This window comes from Streptomyces sp. NPDC093984 (genome assembly GCF_044764595.1).
Classification (GTDB): Bacteria; Actinomycetota; Actinomycetes; order Streptomycetales; family Streptomycetaceae; genus Streptomyces; species Streptomyces cynarae.
Genome location: NZ_JBIWIM010000002.1, coordinates 944,588 through 962,414, shown reverse-complemented (window position 1 = coordinate 962,414; position 17,827 = coordinate 944,588). Strand labels below are relative to the sequence as shown.

The window sequence follows — 17,827 nt, the reverse complement described above, 5'->3', positions numbered from 1 at the left end:
AACTGATCGGCGGGGTCCGCTTCCCCGCCATCGGAGAACTGCCCTACCTGCTCACCCTCGCAGGCCACGGCTTCTACTGGTTCCGCATCCGCAAGGACGTCGCCTAGTCGTCCGGTCGGGGCGGTTTCCACCGCCCCGACCGGGGCACGCAGGCAAGTAACCCCCCGACCGCCCCCCGGGGAAAGGACGCACGCCATGCCGGAAGCCGTCATCCGTCCCGCCACGACCCACCCCGGCCTGCTCGCCTCCCTCGATCCGCTGCTGCGGGAGTGGTTGCCGCGGCAGCGCTGGTTCGCGGGCAAGGGACGGCCGGTCACCGGGTTCTCCCTGGTGGCGGCCACCGACCTGCTGCCGCCCGGCGGCCCGCTGGGCCTGGTCCACCTCCTCGTGCGGGCACACCAGCCGGACACCCCGGCGCCCGGCGCCCTGCCCCGCCCCGGGGACTGCTACCAGCTGCTGATAGGCGTCCACGAGGCGCTGCCCCCGCACCTCGCGCCCGCGCTCATCGGGCATCTGGAGGACGGCCCGCTGGCCGGGCGGACCGTCTACGAGGCGCTGTACGACCCCCGGGCCGCCGCCGTGCTCCTGGAGGCGATCCGCAGCCGCGCCCACGTCGGCCCGCTGCGCTTCGAGGGGGACACGCGCCAGGAGATACGGGACGGGCTCGTCCCGCGGCTGGTCACCTCCGAGCAGTCGAACTCCTCGATCGTCTACGGAGATACGTTCATCCTCAAACTCCTGCGCCGTGTCCTGCCGGGCGTCAACCCCGACCTCGAACTCCCGCTGGCACTCGCGCGCGAGGGCTGCCCCCGGGTGCCCGCCCCGGCCGGCTGGCTGCTCGCCGACCTGGACGACCTGGAGGACCCGTACGTCCTGGCCGTGCTGCAGCCGTATGTGCGGGGCGCGACGGACGGCTGGGAGCTGGCGCTGCGCGAGCTGGCCAAGGGGGAGGGCTTCACCGCCGAGGCGCGGGCGCTCGGGCGGGCGACGGCCGAGGTGCACACGGCGCTGGCCCGCGCCCTGCCCACGGTCACTCTCGGCCACGCCCAGATAGGGCTGCTGGTCGACGGCATGACCGAGCGGCTGGAGGCGGCGGCCCAGGCGGTGCCCGCGCTGCGGCCGTACGCGCCCCGGCTGCGCTCCGCGTTCGAGGCGCTGGGCGACCTCGCGGCCGAGGGGCGGGTGTGGACCGCCCAGCGCGTGCACGGTGACCTGCACCTGGGGCAGTGCCTGCGCTCGCCGTCCGGGGACTGGTCGCTGATCGACTTCGAGGGAGAGCCGTCGAAGCCGCTGGCCGAGCGCCGGATGCCGCAGCCGGTGGCGCGGGACATCGCCGGAATGCTGCGCTCCTTCGACTACGCGGCGCACTCGGCCGTCCCGGCGGACCCGGAGTGGGCCACGGAGTGCCGGGCCGCCTACTGCTCCGGTTACGCGGAGGTCGCCGGGCGCGATCCGCGCACCGAACCGGTACTGCTGCGCGCGTACGAGACGGAGAAGGCCGTCTACGAAGTGGTGTACGAGGCCCGCCACCGGCCCGACTGGCTTCCGGTCCCGATGGCGGCGATACGCCGCCTGTCCGCCGACCCCACACCATGACCCCACCATCGCCTGCCGAGGAGGCCCCGTCCGTGACCCCCCGTCCTCCGTCCGACGACAGCACCAAGAAGAGCGCCGAGGGCCGGCCGACGGCCGGTGCGCAGAAGGCGTCGGCGGCTGCCTCACAGCCGCCGACGGCCGGGAAGAAGAAGGCGGTGGCGAAGAAGGCGGCGACCGGGGCGAAGAAGGCCACGGCGAAGACTGCGGTGGCGAAGAAGGCCGTCGAGAAGACACCGGTCGCGGAGGCGAAGGAGGCCGCCGCCGAGAGCGAGAGCACCGCGGCGACGGAGACACCGGCCGGGACGGCCGCGGCGAAGAAGGCGCCCGCCAAGAGGACGGCGGCGAAGAAGACGGCGGCCAGGACGACGGCAGCCAAGAAGACCGTGGCGAAGAAGGTCGCCGCGAAGACGACCGCGGCCGAGGTGGTCGCCGAGAAGGCGGTGGCGAAGAAGGCGCCCGCCAAGAAGACGGCTGCCAAGGCTGCCAAGACGACGGTGGCGAAGGCACCCGCCAAGAAGACGGCCGCGAAGAAGGTCGCCGCCAAGAAGGTGACCGCTCAGAAGGTCGCCTCGGCGGACCCCTTGGCCGCCGTGGCCGTGTCCCCCGCTCTCGCGGCCGGGGACCGTGAGCGTCTGCTGGCCGGCACCCACCACGACCCGCACTCCGTGCTCGGCGCGCACCCGGTGCCCGGCGGCGTCGCCTTGCGGGCCTTCCGGCCGTACGCGCTGTCCGTGACCGTGGTCGCCGGGGATGTGCGGGCCGAGCTGCACGACGACGGTGACGGCTTCTTCTCCGGGCTGCTGCCGCTGCCGGACGCGCCCGAGTACCGGCTGCTGGTCGAGTACGAGGGCACGGTCCAGGACACCGAGGACGCGTACCGTTTCCTGCCCACGCTCGGCGATCTCGACCTCCACCTGATCGGTGAGGGACGCCACGAGGAGCTGTGGAAGGCACTCGGCGCCCACCCCATGACCCACCAGGGCGTGACCGGCACCCGCTTCTCGGTGTGGGCGCCGAACGCACGGGGCGTGCGCGTGGCCGGCAGCTTCAACTTCTTCGACGGCACCGGCTTCCCGATGCGCTCGCTCGGCTCGACCGGGGTGTGGGAGCTGTTCGTGCCGGGTGTCGGGGAGGGCGAGCTGTACAAGTTCGAGATCACCCGCCCCGACGGCTCCAAGACGCTGCGCGCCGACCCGCTGGCCCGCCGCACGGAGGCACCGCCGAACACGTCCTCGGTCGTGTGCGCCTCGCACCACGCGTGGGGGGACGCGGAGTGGATGGCCCGGCGGGGCGAGCGGCCGGTGCACGAGGCGCCGTTCTCGGTGTACGAGGTGCACCTGCCGTCCTGGCGGCCGGGGCTGACGTACCGGCAACTGGCCGAGCAACTCCCCGCCTACGTCAAGGAGCTGGGCTTCACCCATGTCGAGTTGATGCCGATCGCCGAGCATCCCTTCGGCGGGTCCTGGGGCTACCAGGTAACCGGCTTCTACGCGCCCACCGCCCGCCTGGGCACCCCCGACGACTTCAAGCACCTCGTCGACGCCCTCCACCAGGCCGGCATCGGCGTCCTGATGGACTGGGTACCCGCCCACTTCCCACGCGACGACTGGGCGCTGGCCGAGTTCGACGGACGCCCGCTGTACGAGCACCAGGACCCGCTGCGCGCGGCCCACCCCGACTGGGGGACCCTGGAGTTCGACTACGGGCGGCGCGAGGTGCGCAACTTCCTGGTCGCCAACGCCGTGTACTGGTGCGAGGAGTTCCACATCGACGGCCTGCGCGTGGACGCCGTCGCCTCCATGCTCTACCTCGACTACTCCCGCGAGCCCGGCCAGTGGATGCCGAACGAGCACGGCGGCCGGGAGAACCTGGACGCGGTCGCGTTCCTGCAGGAGATGAACGCCACCGTCTACCGCCGTAACCCCGGCGTGGTGACCATCGCGGAGGAGTCCACCGCCTGGGACGGGGTGACCCGGGCGACGCACCACCGGGGGCCGAGCGGCTTCGGGGGCCTCGGCTTCGGCCTGAAGTGGAACATGGGGTGGATGCACGACTCGCTGGAATACATGGCCCACGACCCGATCCACCGCGCGTACCACCACAACGAGATGACGTTCTCGATGGTGTACGCCTACAGCGAGAACTACGTGCTGCCGATCTCGCACGACGAGGTGGTGCACGGGAAGCGGTCGCTGGTGTCGAAGATGCCGGGCGACTGGTGGCAGCAGCGGGCGAACCTCCGTGCGTATCTGGCGTTCATGTGGGCGCATCCGGGCAAGCAACTCCTCTTCATGGGGCAGGAGTTCGCGCAGGGCGCGGAGTGGTCGGAGGCGCACGGACCGGACTGGTGGCTGCTGGACCCGGGGTACGGGGCGGAGGCGGACCACCGGGGGGTGCGGGACCTGGTCCGCGACCTCAACGCCGTGTACCGCGGGACGCCGGCGCTGTGGGAGCGGGACACCGAACCGTCCGGTTTCAGCTGGGTCGTGGGCGACGCGGCGGACGACAACGTGTTGGCCTTCCTGCGCCACGACGCGGAGGGGAGCCCGCTGCTGGCGGTTTCCAACTTCTCGCCGGTCGTCCGCCACGACTACCGCCTGGGCGTGCCCGACGACGTCCCGGCCTGGCACGAGGTGCTGAACACGGACGCGGCGGCGTACGGAGGCGGTGACGTCCGCAACCCGGGCCCGGTGAAGCCGGAACCCACGCCGTGGCACGGCCGTGCGGCCAGCCTGCGCCTGACGCTGCCGCCGCTGGCAACGCTCTGGCTCCGCCCGGCCTAGGTTTCTCGCCCCCGCCGCCCCTACCCGTCCCACCCCCAGGGGCTCCGCCCCTTCAACCCCACCGGGGCTCCGCCCCTGGACCCCGGCGGGGACTGACTCCCCCAGACCCCCGCTGGGGCTCCGCCCCAGACCCCGTCCGGGGGCCAGCCCCCAGACCCCCGCTCCTCAAACGCCGGAGGGGCTGAATTTCCGGGGCTGAAGTGTCAGCGCCGGGTCGGCATCATTCAGCCCGTCTGGGGGTCCCCCCTGCTCGAAGAGCTTGGGGGAGTTTGAGGACGAGGCCGCAAGGCCGACCGCGGGGGTCTGGGGGCGCAGCCCTCAGGGACGGGAAGGGTAGGGGCGGCGGGGGCGAGACGCCCTCGTGGTCGGCTCAGCGGCCGCCGAACATCAGCCTCCGCAGCCCCGCCAGCAACCCCCTCGCCTCCCGCTCCACGGCGCGGGGCTTCTCCAGGGGTTCCGGGGCTCCCCCCAAGGAGCCACGCGCACCCGGCAGCGGCACGTCCCCCTGCAACTCGTAGCGGATCGGCAGCAGCCGCAACCCCCGCACCACCGGCCCCGACCGCCACGGCAACTGATCGGGCGGCAACGTCAGTTCCGCCTGGGCGAAGTGCTCGAACACCCGCCCCACCGCCGTCGTCACGATCATCCCGCCCAGCTCCCGCGCCGCACTCGGGCACTGGTGCTGCCCCGCCCCCCACCCCAGATGCGCCCGCGTACTGATCGTCGAGTCCGCCGACGAGAACGAGTCGAGCGCCAGCAGGTCCCGGTGCGCGGCCGCCGCCGACGGCGACACCGCGTCGCCCGCGCGGATCCAGAAGTTGCCCAGCCGCACGTCCCGCGCCGCGAAGCGGAAGCACGTGTTGGCCACCGGCGGATTGACCAGCGCCGCCCGGTTCACGGTCTCTCCCAGCTGCCCGGCCGACAGTCCGAGCCGCACCGTGGCGTTGCCCCGCAGCACCTCGAGGAGCGTGTTCAGCACCATGTTCCCGGTGACGTCGTTGAGGTAGACCGCGTTCATGAACAGCTCCCGGCCCAGCTCTTCGTCCGACAGGTCGGGGTCGGCCAGCAGCATGTACGAGGTCAGGTCGTCACCGGGCCGCGCCCGGCGGTGCGCCGCCAGTCGGGTCATGGCCGCGAGCGCCCTGCCCGTCGCCGCCCCCGCGTCCGGCCCGCCGTCCAGCATCCGCCACAGGTCCATGACCAGCTCGTCACCCAGCTCCACCGGGCAGCCGAACAGCCGCGTCGTCACCATCAGCAGCAACGGCCGTGTGTACTGCGCCCCGAGGTCCGCGAACCCCGTCGGCCCCGACTCGGCGGCCAGCACGCCGATCAGTTCGTCCGTGTAGCGGGCGACGGCGGCCCGCAGCTCCCAGCCCTGCGGCGTGTGCCCGTCCTGGAAGGGGCGCAACGCCGAGTGGTGGGTGCGGCGGGCCGCCCGGTGTTCGTCGCCGTCCATGAACATCGTCTGCCGCACCTCGTAGCCCGCGAGCAGCGGCCAGTCCGCCGGGAGCCACCCCTGCGCCCTGGCGCGCCAGTACCGTACGTCCCGCCGCCACACGCTCTCGTCCCGCAGCACCTGAAGGACCTCGCGGTAGCCGAGCACCAGCCACACGGGCACCCCCATCAGCCCGACCGGCGCGACCGGGCCGTAGGTGCGCCGCAGCCGCTCGTACACGCCCCCGGGATCGGCGTCGAACTGCGAGGTGAGCAGCGGTGGTACCGGCAGCGAGGCGAGCGACGGGCTGTCGGCCGGCGCGGTCGCGTACGGTTGGGCGTCCATACCGACACGCTTACCGCACCGGACGTGCACGGCCGGTGATCGCAGCGTGAACTGTTACGCCCCGGTGATCTCCGTTTCCGTTGCGTTCGGTCGCGCGTCCTCCGAGTCCCGCAGCGCCGCCGCCAGTGGCTTCGGCAGCTCCCCGCTGTGCACCACGCCCAGCCGCTGCGTCGCCCGGGTCAGCGCCACATAGAGGTCGCTCGTGCCGTAGCGCCCCGGCTCGACCACCAGGACGGAGTCGAACTCCAGGCCCTTGGCCTGGCGCGGGTCGAGCAGGACCACGGTCCGGGTCAGGTCCGGTTCGCCGCCCGCGGTCACCCCGTCGAACCGCGCGGCCAGCGCCCGGTGCAGCTCGCGCGGGGCGATCACCGCCAGCCGGCCCTCGGCGGGGGTGAGTTCGGCGACCGCCTTCGCCACCGTGCCGGGCAGATCGTCCACCGCGCGGCGCGCCCAGGGCCGTACGCCCGTGGAACGGACCGAGCTCGGCGGTTCGAAGCCGGGGTGCTCCGCCCGGACCACGGCCGCCGCGACCTCCATGATCTCGGCGGGCGTGCGGTAGTTGACGCCGAGCCGGGTGTGCTCCCAGCGGTCCTCGACGTAGGGCGCGAGGATCTTCGACCAGGAGCCGACCCCGCCGGCCTCGGACGTCTGCGCCGGGTCCCCGACCAGCGTCATCGAGCGGGTCGGGCAGCGCCGCATCAGCAGCCGCCAGGCCATCGGCGACAGCTCCTGCGCCTCGTCGACGATGATGTGCCCGAACGCCCAGGTGCGGTCGGCCGCGGCGCGCTCGGCGGCGCTGCGGTGGTCGGCCTCCTCCTGCCGCTCGGCGAACCGTTCGGCGTCGATGATGTCGTGCGCGGACAGGACTTCCGACGCTTCCGGGTCACTGTCCTCCTTGTCCTCGAACTCGTACGTCCGGGAGGCGTACGACACGTCCAGCACGCCCTGCGCGTACGACACCTGCGCCTCGCGCTCGCGTTCGGCGCGGGCGCGGGCCGACCGGTCGTCCTCGCCGAGGAGTTCGGCCGCCTCGTCGAGCAGCGGGACGTCGGCCGTCGTCCAGGCGCGGGTGACCGGGCGGCGGATGGAGGCCGCGTCCTCGTCGGACACATAGCCCTCCGGGTCGGCGAGGAAGTCGGCGACCAGCCGCTGCGGGGTCAGGCGCGGCCACAACTGGTCGATCGCGGACCAGACTTCCGGGTTCTCGGCCAGTTCGTCGCGGATCTGGGTGATGTCGCTCGCGTCGAGGAGGTTCGAGCCGTCGTACGGGTCGGTGCCGATCCGTTCGGCGACCATGTCCGTCAGCGTGTTGAGGATGTGGCCCTCGAAGTGCTCGCGCGCCACGTTGTGCGGCAGCTTCGCGGCGCGGGTGCGTTCGCGGGCCACGTTCACGAGCCCGTCGTCGAGCAGCAGGACGTCCCGGTCGTGCTCGATGGCGATGACCGGGTCGGGCAGCGCCTGCCGGTCGGCGACGACCCGTGCGAGCACGTCGGCCATCTCGGCGCGGCCCTTCACGGCGGCGGCCCGAGGCGTGTCGGCGGCGGTGGCCCTCACGCCGGGGAAGAGCTCGCCGACCGTGGCTAGCAGCACTCCGGTCTCGCCGAGGGAGGGCAGCACCTCGCCGATGTAGCCGAGGAACGCCGGGTTCGGGCCGACGATGAGGACGGCGCGGCGGGCGAGCAGCTCCCGGTGCTCGTAGAGGAGGTAGGCCGCGCGGTGCAGCGCGACGGCCGTCTTGCCGGTGCCCGGGCCGCCCTCCACCACCAGCACGCCCCGGTGGGGTGCGCGGATGATGCGGTCCTGGTCGGCCTGGATGGTCCGGACGATGTCGCTCATCCGGCCGGTGCGGGCCGCGTTGAGCGCGGCGAGCAGCACGTCGTCCCCGGCGGGGTCCTCGTGGCCGGTGCGTTCGCGGTCGGCGACGTCGAGGTGCTCGTCGTGCAGGGCCGTGACCCGGCGGCCCTCGGTGGAGATGTGCCGGCGTCGGCGCAGGCCCATCGGGGTGTGGCCGGTCGCCAGGTAGAAGGGGCGGGCGACCTCGGCCCGCCAGTCGATCAGGATCGGCGTGCGCTCGGCGTCGTCGGCGCGCAGTCCGATACGGCCGATGTGGTGGCTCGTCCCGGAGGTGAGGTCGATGCGGCCGAAGCACAGCGAGTCGTCCACGGCGTTCAGCGCGGCCAGCAGACCCGAGCGTTCGGCGACGAGGATGTCCCGTTCCAGGCGGGCCTGCATGGGCTTGTCGCCCTGGGCGAGCGCGTCCTCGACGGAGACCTCGGTGTCGCCGCGCAGCGCGTCCACGCGCGCGTACAACCCGTCGATGAATTCCTGCTCGTGCCGCAATTCATCGTCCGGAAATTCGGTGTTTGACAATTCAGCTCCCGCCCGGATATACTGTGCTCACTGAACTTCTCCGCGACTCTGTTCAATTGAAGTCGCGAATCACTGAATATACGCACAGAAATCCCCCGAGCGCAATTGCGCTCGGGGGATTTCGGCTATGCGGGTGCACATCACAGCACGTGCGGGTGCACCGTCACAGCACGTCGGACAGCTCCTCCAGCAGCCGCCGCTTGGGCCGCGCCCCCACCATCGCCTTCACGGGCTCACCGTTCCGGAAGACCATGAAGGTCGGCATCGACAGCACCTTGTAGGCATTCGTCGTCTCCGGGTTGGTGTCCACATCCAGTTGGACCACCTTGAGCCGGTCACCCTCCTCGAAAGCCAGGGAGCTGAGCACCGGCCCCATCTGCCGGCACGGCGGACACCAGTCGGCGGTGAACTCCACCAGCACCGGCAGATCCGATGCGAGCACCTCCGCCCCGAAGTCCGCGTCCGTCACCTCGGCCACACCGTTCGCCTTGATCACCGCTCCTGCCCTCCCAGCTCGCACAGCGGTTCCGGACCTCCCGGAACCTGCGCCTCGGCGGCCAGTCCGTCGCGGGCCTGCTCGGCGCGCGCGAGCTGTCCGGCGACCTTCTCCCGCACCGAGCGCAGCTCCCCTATCAGCGCGTCCAGTTCGTCCAGCTTGCGCCGGTAGACCGCGAGCGAAGCCGGGCAGGAGTCGCCCTCCGGGTGCCCGGCCCGCAGACACTCCACGAAGGGCCGTGTCTCCTCCAGGTCGAAGCCGAAGTCCTGCAGGGTGCGGATCTGCTGGAGCAGCCGCAGATCGCGCTCGTCGTAGGTGCGGTATCCGTTGTCGCCGCGCCGCGCGGGCAGCAGCCCCCGCGACTCGTAGTACCGCAGGGTCCGCGTGGTGGTCCCGGCCCGCGCCGCCAGCTCGCCGATTCGCATGTCCGTGACGGTAATCCTTGACGCCGACGTCAGGGCAAGGCCGCAGGCAGGGCGACGCCGTCGACGCTCGCGCGGGCCCCGGGAAAAATCCCGCCACTCCCCCGGCGCGCACCGATGACTCCGGCCCGCCCCGGCGGTCTCATCTGTGACAGGACCCGGCGACGGCGGACGGACGGACCCATGACCACCCTGCACCACCTCCTGAAGACGTACATCGACAAGGGCTGGGCGCCGGGCGCCGTGGCCCTGGTGGAGCGGCACGGCCGTGCGGAGGCCGCGGCGGTCGGCTCCCTCGACGCCACCGGCGCGCAGCCGATGCCGCCCGACGCGATCTTCCGCCTCGCCTCGATCACCAAGCCCCTCGTGGCCGCCGCCGTGATGACCCTCGTGGAGGACGGCACCCTCGCCCTCGACGCCCCGGTCGCCGTGTGGATCCCGGAGCTGGCGCACCCCACCGTGGTGCGCACCCCCTCCGGTCCGCTCGAGGACGTGGTGCCCGCATCCCGGCAGATCACCGTCCAGGACCTGCTGACCTTCCGCGCGGGGTACGGCTTTCCGTCGGACTTCTCCCTGCCCCAGGTCAAGGCCCTGTTCGAGGTGCAGAGGCCCGGCGTGGATCCGCGCGCCCTCCCCGACCCGGACACCTGGGTCGCCGAGCTGGCCCGCCTCCCGCTGCTGTACCAGCCGGGCGAGGCCTGGCTCTATCACACCTGCTCCGACCTCCAGGGCGTGCTGATCGCCCGGGCGACCGGCCGTCCGCTGCCCGAGGTGCTGGCCGAGCGGATCCTCGAGCCGCTGGGCATGTCCGACACCGCCTTCGAGGTGCCGGCCACCAAGCGCGACCGCCTCACCACCGCCTACCGCCCCGACGGCACGGGCGGCCTGGAGGTCATCGACACCCCGGACGGCGCGTGGAGCGGCCTGCCCGCGTTCCCGTCCGGCGGGGGCGGCCTCGCCGGTACGGCCGCCGACTGGCTGGCCTTCGCCCGCATGCTGCTGGCCGGCGGGACCACGCCCGACGGCCGCCGTGTCCTGGCCACGGAGTCGGTGCGCCGGATGACCACCGACCATCTCACCCCGGCGCAGCGCGCGAGCGCCGCCCTCTTCCTCGAGGGACAGGGCTGGGGCTACGGCGGCTCGGTGGACCTCGCGGCCTCCGATCCCTGGACCGTCCCCGGCCGCTACGGCTGGGTCGGCGGCACCGGCACCAGCGCCCACGTCGTCCCGGCCACCGGGACGGTCGCGATCCTGCTCACCCAGCGCGCGATGGAGAGCCCGACCCCGCCCGCCCTGATGCGCGACTTCTGGCGGTACGCGGCCGGGACGTCGTGAGGGGCCCGCGCAGGGACGGGTCGGCGGCGGGGCCGCTGGACCGACCGGGACGGTTCAGGGCGTGAGCAGGACCCCCGCCGACTCCTCCACCTCCAGCAGGGAGGCGCTCCGCCGCTCCTCCTCGAAAGCCTTGCGGCCGCCGCGCAACCCGAACAGGCGCTTGGCGAACGCGATGTAGAGGACCGCGAGGATGTTGAGGACCAGCGTCGCGATCTTCAGGCCGCTGATGTGCTCGGTGAGTTCGTACACCTCCAGTGGCAGGAAGGCCGCGGTGGCGACGACCGTCAGGTACTCCGCCCAGCGCTTGGCGTACCAGAGACCGACCGCCTCGACCAGCTCGATCAGCGCGTACGCGAGCAGCAGCCCGGCCACCAGGACCAGCGTGGAGTGCCGGTAGCCGAAGGACTTCTGGATGGTGCCGACCACGGGCGAGTGGTCGAGGTCGTAGTGGAAGTGCCGGAAGACCGGCCGGAAGACCTCCAGGTACTCGTTGAACAGCCGCCGCACCGCGTCCTGGCTGTTGCTGAACCTCCACACCGCCACCGCGACCAGCACGATGAACACCCCGCGAACGGCCCGCTCGATCGCCAGGAAGCGCAGGATGAACAGGTCGCGCAGCACCTTGCCGCGCGGCACGAGCGGGGCGTCGCCGGCCGGCCCCGAGCCGTGCGGCTCGCCGAGCACGAAGTCCCCGCAGCGCAGGCAGCGCCACACGTCCCCGAGTGCGGTCTGGGCGTGCAGCCGGATCCGCAGCCGGGGGTCGTCCGGCGCGTAGGTCACATGCCCGCGGCGCGCGCAGGTGCGCCGGTCCCAGTCGATCTTCATTGCCCCCGTGCCTCCCGCATGAAGGTGCCGTGCCGGTCGTTCCGGCACGGCACGGTAGTGCATGTCCTACGAGACGTAGGGCCAGCGCGCGGGGTTCCCGTCGAGGTCAGTGGCGCTCGGCGGTGACGAGTTCCCGCTCCGCGGCCTGTTCCTCAGCGGGCTGCGCGGGGCGGCTCTTGCGCGGCAGCAGCGCGGCAACCAGGACGGTGCCGACCCCGAGGATCACCGCGCCGACCAGGCTGGTGTGGGCGACGGCGTCCGCGAAGGACGAGCCGACCGCGTCGGCCATCTGCCGGGCGCCGTCCGCGAGCCCGCCGGCCTGCGCCTTGAGCTGTGCGGCCTGCTGGGCGCTGCCCGCGTGTGCGGCCTGCTCGGCGAGCTGCCGGGCCTTGTCGCCGATGCCCTGGGCCACCGCGTATCCGGCGCCGACGGAGTCCTGCGCGGTGGCCAGCGTGTTCGCCGGGAGCCGGCTGCCCGCGGTGGCGTCGGCCAGGTGCGAGGAGTAGGAGTCGGCGAGCACCGAACCGAGGAGGGCGATGCCGAGCGAGCCGCCGAGTTCGAGAGACGTGTCGTTGACGGCGCCGCCGACGCCCAGCTCGGACTCCGGGAACGCCCCCATGATCGCGTCGGTGCAGGGCGAGAGCGCGAGGCCGATCGCGAGCCCCAGGATCACCAGGGGCAGCACGAAGTCGCCGTAGGTGGATCCGGCGTCGACGCGGGTGAGCAGCGCGAGCGCCACCGTGCCGCCGACCATGCCCGCGGTGACGGTGATCCTCATCCCGACGCGCGGGGTGAGGAACCCGGTCAGCGCCGAGCCCACGAACACGGCTCCGGCGAGCGGCAGCATGCGCACCCCGGTCTGCAGGGCGTCGTAGCCGAGGACGAACTGCAGGTGCTGGGTGAGGTAGTAGAAGGCGCCGAAGACCGCCAGGAAGAACAGCGCGACGGCGAGGTTGGAGCCGGCGAAGCGGCGGTGGGCGAAGCGGCGCACGTCCAGGACCGGGCGCGGGTGGCGCAGCTCCCAGGCGACGAACAGCACGAGGCCGACGCCCGCGACCACGGCGGCCGCGACGGCCTTGGTGCCCCAGCCGAAGTGCGGTCCCTCGATGATCATGTAGACGAGCGAGCCGATCCAGACCACCGACAGCAGTCCGCCGACGACGTCGATCCGGTCGTGGTGGGCGGCCTTGGACGGCGGGACCAGGACGAGGGCGGCGACCAGGGCGACGGCGGCGATCGGCACGTTGATCAGGAAGGTCGAGGACCAGCCGTGGTCCTTGAGCAGCGCTCCGGCGACGACCGGTCCGGCCGCGATGGCGAGCCCCGCGGTCGCGGTCCACAGGGTGATCGCCTTGGCGCGTTCGGCACGCGGGAAGGTCGCGGCGAGCAGGGAGAGCGTGGCCGGCATGATCAGCGCGGCGCCGACTCCCATCACGGCGCGCGCCGCGATCACGGTGGCGGCACTGTCGGCTAGGTAGCCGAAGACGGCGCCTCCGCCGAAGACGACGAGCCCGAGGACCAGCGCCCCGCGTCGGCTGTACTTGTCGCCGATCGCGCCGAGCAGCAGCATCAGCGCCGCGTACGGGACGGTGTAGCCGTCGATGACCCACTGCAGGTCGGCGCTGGACAGGCCGAGGTCACGGGTCATGTCGGGGGCGGCGACGGTGAGGGCGGTGTTCGCCATCACGATGATCAGCAGGCTCAGGCAGAGCACGAGCAGCGCCCACCATCGCCGGGGGTAGGGCCGGTCCGTCCTCTCGACCGGTTCGTTCATGACGAGACGCATGAGTGCGGGCCTTCCTCTCCTCCATCGCCCATGACATGCACAGCGACTTGCACATCACCGTGCAACTGCACAACACTGTGCAAGGTACGGCATTGCACAGTTGTGTGCAAATAGAGGAGGTGGAGGCCCTGTGGAGGCGTACGGACACCACGCGGGGCCGTGCACAATGGCAGCCATGACCACGGGTAACGCCAGCCGGGCCGATGTAAACCGCCGCCGCATCCTGGACGTCGCGCTGGCCGAGCTGCTGCGCGACCCGGATGCGTCCATGGACCAGATCGCCCGGGCCGCGGGCGTCGTACGGCGCACGGTGTACGGGCACTTCCCGAGCCGCGAGGTGCTGATCAGCACCCTCGTCGACGGCGCGGTGGAGGCGGTGGCGGCGGCGCACGCGGCGGGCCGCGAGGGCGTCACGGACCCGGCCGAGGCGCTGGCCCGCTCTGCGCTCGCGGTGTGGGAGGTCGCCGACCGCTACCGGATCCTGGTGGCGCTGGCCCAGCGCAGCGTCACCGTGCAGGGCATCCGCGACCGGCTGGCACCGGTTCGCAAGGCGTGTGCGGAGATCCTGGCGCGCGGTCTGGAGCAGGGCGTCTTCACATCGCCGCTGCCGCCGCAGGCGCTGGCGTACGTCCACGAGCAGATGCTGTTCGCGCTGATGGAGGCGGTGAACGACGGCCTGCTGGCAGCGCGGGAGGCGGGCGGCTCGGCCGCGGTCACGCTGCTGACCGCGGCGGGGGTGCCCGCCGAGCGGGCCGGCGAGCTGGTGGCGGCGCTGAGGGGCTGAACTCCGAAAGGGTCCGGACATACGAAAGAACCGAGCGGCCGGGCCCACGGGGGGAGGCTCGACCGCTCGGCGTTCTTTCGGGAGGGCTGGGCTCACGCGCCCATAAGGGGCGCGAGGCCCGACCTCAGGGGCGCGGGGCCCGACCGCAAAGGGCGCGGGGCCCGACCGTCATGGGTGCGGGGCGCACTTCATGTGGCTGCGCCGCGGTGGGGGTCCCCCTGTTCGAGCGAAGCCGCGAACTTGGGGACCGGCCACAGACGGTCCGGGCTCCGGACCGCCGTTACAGCGGAGCGCCTACGCCTTGGCCAGCTCCTTGTCGCCGTCCTGCCCGGCCACCTCGGCCTCGTCGGCGGGGACCGCCGAGCGGCCCTCGTCCAGCAGCGTGGTCTCGTCGAAGGGCAGCTGTCCGGCGAGCACCTGCCGGACCCGCTCCTTGTCGATCTCCTTCGTCCAGGTGCCGATCAGGACGGTGGCCACGGCGTTGCCCGCGAAGTTCGTCAGGGCGCGGGCCTCGCTCATGAAGCGGTCGATGCCGACGATCAGGCCGACGCCGTCGACCAGCGCGGGCTTGTGGGACTGCAGACCGCCGGCCAGCGTGGCGAGGCCGGCGCCGCTGACGCCCGCCGCGCCCTTGGAGGCCACGAGGAGGAAGAGCAGCAGCGGGATCTGCTCGCCGACGGACATCGGCGTGCCCAGCGCGTCGGCGATGTAGAGCGACGCCATGGTCATGTAGATCATGGTGCCGTCGAGGTTGAAGGAGTAGCCGGTCGGGACGGTGATGCCGACCACCGGCTTGCTGACACCCAGGTGCTCCATCTTGGCGATGAGCCGCGGAAGGGCGGACTCGGAGGAGGACGTGGACAGGATCAGCAGGAACTCGCGGCCCAGGTACTTCAGCAGCGAGAAGATGTTCAGGCCCGAGACGATCCGCAGCACCGTGCCGAGCACGACGAAGACGAACAGGACACAGGTCACGTAGAAGCCGAGCATCAGCACGGCGAGGCTCTTGAGCGCGTCCAGACCGGCGGAGCCGACGACGGCCGCGATGGCACCGAAGGCGCCGATCGGCGCGGCCCACATCACCATGGCGAGGATGCGGAAGACGAGCCGCTGGATGTGCTCGATGCCGCGCAGCACCGGCGTGCCGACGGGGCCCATCGCCTGCAGCGCGAACCCGGCGAGGAGCGCGATGAGCAGGGTCTGCAGGACCTGGCCCTCGGTGAAGGCGGAGACGAACGTCGTCGGGATGATCGAGAGCGCGAAGTCGACCGGCGGCAGCGCGTCGGACGACACCTGCGCGTGGCCCGCCTGCTTGATCGCGTTCGTCAGGTGCAGGCCCTCACCCGGGTGCAGGACGTTCCCCACCACCAGGCCGATGGTGAGCGCCACCAGGGACATCACCAGGAAGTAGCCGAGGGCTATGCCGCCGACGGCCCCGACCTTGGCGGCCTTCCGTACCGAACCGATGCCCAGCACGATCGTGCAGAAGATGATCGGCGAGATCATCATCTTGATCAGGTTCACGAAGCCCGTGCCGAGGGGCTTGAGCTGGACCGCGGCATCGGGGGCGGCCAGGCCCACGGCGATGCCGAGCGCCACCGCGACGATCACGGCGATGTACAGGTAGTGGGTGCGGTCCCGCTTGGCTGCGGGCGCGGCAGGTGCCGTTCGGGCTGTGCTGGCCACGGCTGCCCTCCTCGACGACGTCGTCGGTTGATCCGGCGTGCGGCTCACGTCCGGGGGATGGCGGGAGGCGTAACTCCCGGGGTCCGGGAGGCGTGCTCCCAGGCTTCCGGGAGGCGTACTCCCGTGATCCGGGAGGTGTACTCCCGGGGTCCGGAAGGCGGCGCACGCCCCCCGGGGGATGCGGTGACTATCTCCCGGCCGTGTGAGGGCGGTCACCCTTCCGTTCATTTAGTTCTCACTTATACGGAGAGCGGGAACGGCGAGGCAGACTGAACCCATGCGCGTGCCCCACATACCGAGACCCCGCAGCCTCGCAGGTCAGCTCTTCGCCATGCAGGCCGTGCTGATCGCGGTGCTCGTCGCCGGGTACGCGCTCTTCACCTACCTCAGCGACCACAGCCAGGCCCGCCAGGCGGCCGACCGGCAGGCGACGGCGGTGGCCCGCTCGGTCGCGGACTCCCCGTCGGTCCGGGCGGCGATCCGCACCGCCCACCCGACGAAGTCGCTCCAGCCCTACGCGCTCCAGGTGCAGCGGCACACGGGCGTGGACTTCGTCACGATCATGAACCCGCAGGGCATCCGCTGGACCCACCCCAACCCCGAGCGCATCGGCGAGCACTTCCGCGGCCACATCGAGCGCGCGCTGAAGGGCGAGACCTTCACCGAGAGGTACACCGGCACGCTCGGCCCGTCCGAGCGCGCGGTCACCCCCATCTGGGACGGCGGCCGCATCGTCGGCCTGGTGAGCGCGGGCATCAAGGTCGAGACGGTCACGGCCCGGGTCCAGGACCAGGTGACCGCCATGGCCGGCGTCGCGGTCGGCGCACTGGTCCTGGGCGGCATCGGCACCTACGTGATCAACGCCCGGCTGCGCCGCTCCACCCACGGCATGAACGCCACTGAGCTGAGCCGTATGCACGACTACCACCAGGCCGCCCTGCACGCCGTGCGCGAGGGCCTGCTCATGCTGGACGGCCAGTTCCGGGTGGCGCTGATCAACGACGGCGGCCGGGAGTTGCTCGGGGTGAGCGGCGAGGTGGTGGGCCGCTCGGTGGCGGACCTCGCACTGCCGGCCCCGCTGACGGGTGCGCTGCTGTCCTCCGAGCCCCGGGTCGACGAGGTGCATCTGACGGCGACCCGGGTCCTGGTGGTGAACACCTCCCCGGTCTCCGGCGGCGAACGCCGGGGCACCGTCGTCACCCTGCGCGACGTGACCGAGCTGCAGGCGCTGACGGGCGAGCTGAACTCGGAGCGCGGCTTCACCCAGGCGCTGCGCTCCCAGGCGCACGAGGCGGCGAACCGGCTGCACACGGTGGTCTCTCTGATCGAGCTGGGCCGCGCCGAGGAGGCGGTCGACTTCGCCACGGCCGAGCTGGAACTGGCACAGGCCCTCACGGACCAGGTGGTCGCCGCGGTCAACGAGCCGGTGCTGGCGGCGCTGCTGCTCGGCAAGGCGGCGCAGGCGAACGAGCGGGGCGTGGAGCTGGTGGTGTCGGACGACAGCAGCATCGACGACGGTCTGCTGCCGCCCTCCCTCCCCTCCCGGGACCTGGTGACCATCCTCGGCAACCTGATCGACAACGCGGTGGACGCGGCCCAGGGCTCGGTGGGCGCCCGGGTGACGGTGACCGCGTACACGGAGGGCCCGGACCTGGTCCTGCGGGTGTCGGACACCGGGGACGGGGTGGACCCCGCGCACGCGGAGGCGGTGTTCGAACGCGGCTGGTCGACGAAGCCCGCCACCGCCTCGGGCGGCCGCGGCCTGGGCCTCGCCCTGGTCCGCCAGACGGTACGCCGCCACGACGGCACCCTCACGGTGTCGGAGGCGCCCGGAGGCGGGGCGGAGTTCGAGGCCCGGGTGCCGTTGCCTACCGTGGGGGCGGCCATCGCGGCTCCGCGGACGTCACCGGGCGCCGAGGCCGCCCTGCCCGGAGGTGACGCATGAGACGCACCCGCACCGCGCC

General features: G+C 72.4%; 12 protein-coding genes. 5 read left to right on the top strand and 7 right to left on the bottom strand.

Annotation, left to right across the window (positions count from 1 at the left end):
* The first annotated feature begins 195 nt into the window (after nt 1–195).
* Nucleotides 196–1,596 carry a maltokinase gene (locus tag ACIRC0_RS12185; RefSeq protein ID WP_403614643.1) on the top strand — a complete coding sequence of 467 codons (1,401 nt, stop codon included), beginning with the start codon at nt 196–198 and terminating at the stop codon, nt 1,594–1,596.
* A gap of 32 nt (nt 1,597–1,628) precedes the next feature.
* Nucleotides 1,629–4,379: a 1,4-alpha-glucan branching enzyme gene (gene glgB / locus ACIRC0_RS12180; protein ID WP_403614640.1), complete on the top strand. Its 2,751-nt coding sequence runs from the start codon at nt 1,629–1,631 to the stop codon at nt 4,377–4,379.
* Between the two features lie 370 nt (nt 4,380–4,749).
* Here glgB and ACIRC0_RS12175 read toward each other — a convergent pair whose 3' ends face one another.
* From ACIRC0_RS12175 to ACIRC0_RS12160, 4 genes are all read right to left on the bottom strand, one after another.
* Nucleotides 4,750–6,159, bottom strand: a complete 1,410-nt coding sequence (locus tag ACIRC0_RS12175) for a cytochrome (RefSeq protein ID WP_403614637.1) — start codon at nt 6,157–6,159, stop codon at nt 4,750–4,752.
* Between the two features lie 54 nt (nt 6,160–6,213).
* Nucleotides 6,214–8,529, bottom strand: a complete 2,316-nt coding sequence (locus ACIRC0_RS12170) for a HelD family protein (protein WP_403614635.1) — start codon at nt 8,527–8,529, stop codon at nt 6,214–6,216.
* A gap of 163 nt (nt 8,530–8,692) precedes the next feature.
* On the bottom strand, nt 8,693–9,025 hold the full coding sequence (locus tag ACIRC0_RS12165) for a thioredoxin domain-containing protein (protein ID WP_366023459.1): 333 nt from the start codon (nt 9,023–9,025) through the stop codon (nt 8,693–8,695).
* The gene (locus ACIRC0_RS12160; RefSeq protein WP_403614632.1) at nt 9,022–9,450 is read right to left on the bottom strand and encodes a MerR family transcriptional regulator; all 429 of its coding nucleotides are present in this window, start codon (nt 9,448–9,450) and stop codon (nt 9,022–9,024) included. The genes ACIRC0_RS12165 and ACIRC0_RS12160 overlap by 4 nt, the downstream gene beginning before the upstream one ends.
* Before the next feature lie 180 nt (nt 9,451–9,630).
* On the opposite strand from ACIRC0_RS12160, the gene ACIRC0_RS12155 reads away from it, so the two are divergent.
* On the top strand, nt 9,631–10,782 hold the full coding sequence (locus ACIRC0_RS12155; protein ID WP_403614630.1) for a serine hydrolase domain-containing protein: 1,152 nt from the start codon (nt 9,631–9,633) through the stop codon (nt 10,780–10,782).
* 54 nt (nt 10,783–10,836) lie between these two features.
* Here ACIRC0_RS12155 and ACIRC0_RS12150 read toward each other — a convergent pair whose 3' ends face one another.
* Complete coding sequence (locus tag ACIRC0_RS12150; protein ID WP_403614628.1) at nt 10,837–11,607, bottom strand: DUF2127 domain-containing protein; 771 nt, start codon at nt 11,605–11,607, stop codon at nt 10,837–10,839.
* A gap of 106 nt (nt 11,608–11,713) precedes the next feature.
* Nucleotides 11,714–13,393 (bottom strand): MFS transporter, encoded by a 1,680-nt coding sequence (locus ACIRC0_RS12145; RefSeq protein WP_403614626.1) that lies wholly within the window; start codon nt 13,391–13,393, stop codon nt 11,714–11,716.
* A gap of 166 nt (nt 13,394–13,559) precedes the next feature.
* Here ACIRC0_RS12145 and ACIRC0_RS12140 point away from each other — a divergent pair, with 166 nt between their 5' ends.
* On the top strand, nt 13,560–14,177 hold the full coding sequence (locus ACIRC0_RS12140; protein ID WP_403614623.1) for a TetR/AcrR family transcriptional regulator: 618 nt from the start codon (nt 13,560–13,562) through the stop codon (nt 14,175–14,177).
* A gap of 294 nt (nt 14,178–14,471) precedes the next feature.
* On the opposite strand, the gene ACIRC0_RS12135 is transcribed toward ACIRC0_RS12140, so the two are convergent.
* Entirely contained in the window at nt 14,472–15,863 is a 1,392-nt protein-coding gene (locus tag ACIRC0_RS12135) for a cation:dicarboxylate symporter family transporter (protein ID WP_403614621.1), read from the bottom strand.
* Between the two features lie 277 nt (nt 15,864–16,140).
* On the opposite strand from ACIRC0_RS12135, the gene ACIRC0_RS12130 reads away from it, so the two are divergent.
* Nucleotides 16,141–17,808, top strand: coding sequence for an ATP-binding protein (locus ACIRC0_RS12130; RefSeq protein ID WP_403614619.1), 1,668 nt, complete (start codon nt 16,141–16,143; stop codon nt 17,806–17,808).
* The last annotated feature ends 19 nt before the right edge of the window (nt 17,809–17,827 follow it).

Bases quoted from the DNA above. Each gene is read 5' to 3' on its own strand.
- ACIRC0_RS12185 (WP_403614643.1), top strand. From the start codon at position 196: ATGCCGGAAGCCGTCATCCGTCCCGCCACGACCCACCCCGGCCTGCTC.
- ACIRC0_RS12175 (WP_403614637.1), bottom strand. From the start codon at position 6,159: ATGGACGCCCAACCGTACGCGACCGCGCCGGCCGACAGCCCGTCGCTC.
- ACIRC0_RS12160 (WP_403614632.1), bottom strand. From the start codon at position 9,450: ATGCGAATCGGCGAGCTGGCGGCGCGGGCCGGGACCACCACGCGGACC.
- ACIRC0_RS12155 (WP_403614630.1), top strand. From the start codon at position 9,631: ATGACCACCCTGCACCACCTCCTGAAGACGTACATCGACAAGGGCTGG.
- ACIRC0_RS12150 (WP_403614628.1), bottom strand. From the start codon at position 11,607: ATGAAGATCGACTGGGACCGGCGCACCTGCGCGCGCCGCGGGCATGTG.
- ACIRC0_RS12145 (WP_403614626.1), bottom strand. From the start codon at position 13,393: ATGCGTCTCGTCATGAACGAACCGGTCGAGAGGACGGACCGGCCCTAC.
- ACIRC0_RS12140 (WP_403614623.1), top strand. From the start codon at position 13,560: ATGGCAGCCATGACCACGGGTAACGCCAGCCGGGCCGATGTAAACCGC.
- ACIRC0_RS12130 (WP_403614619.1), top strand. From the start codon at position 16,141: ATGCGCGTGCCCCACATACCGAGACCCCGCAGCCTCGCAGGTCAGCTC.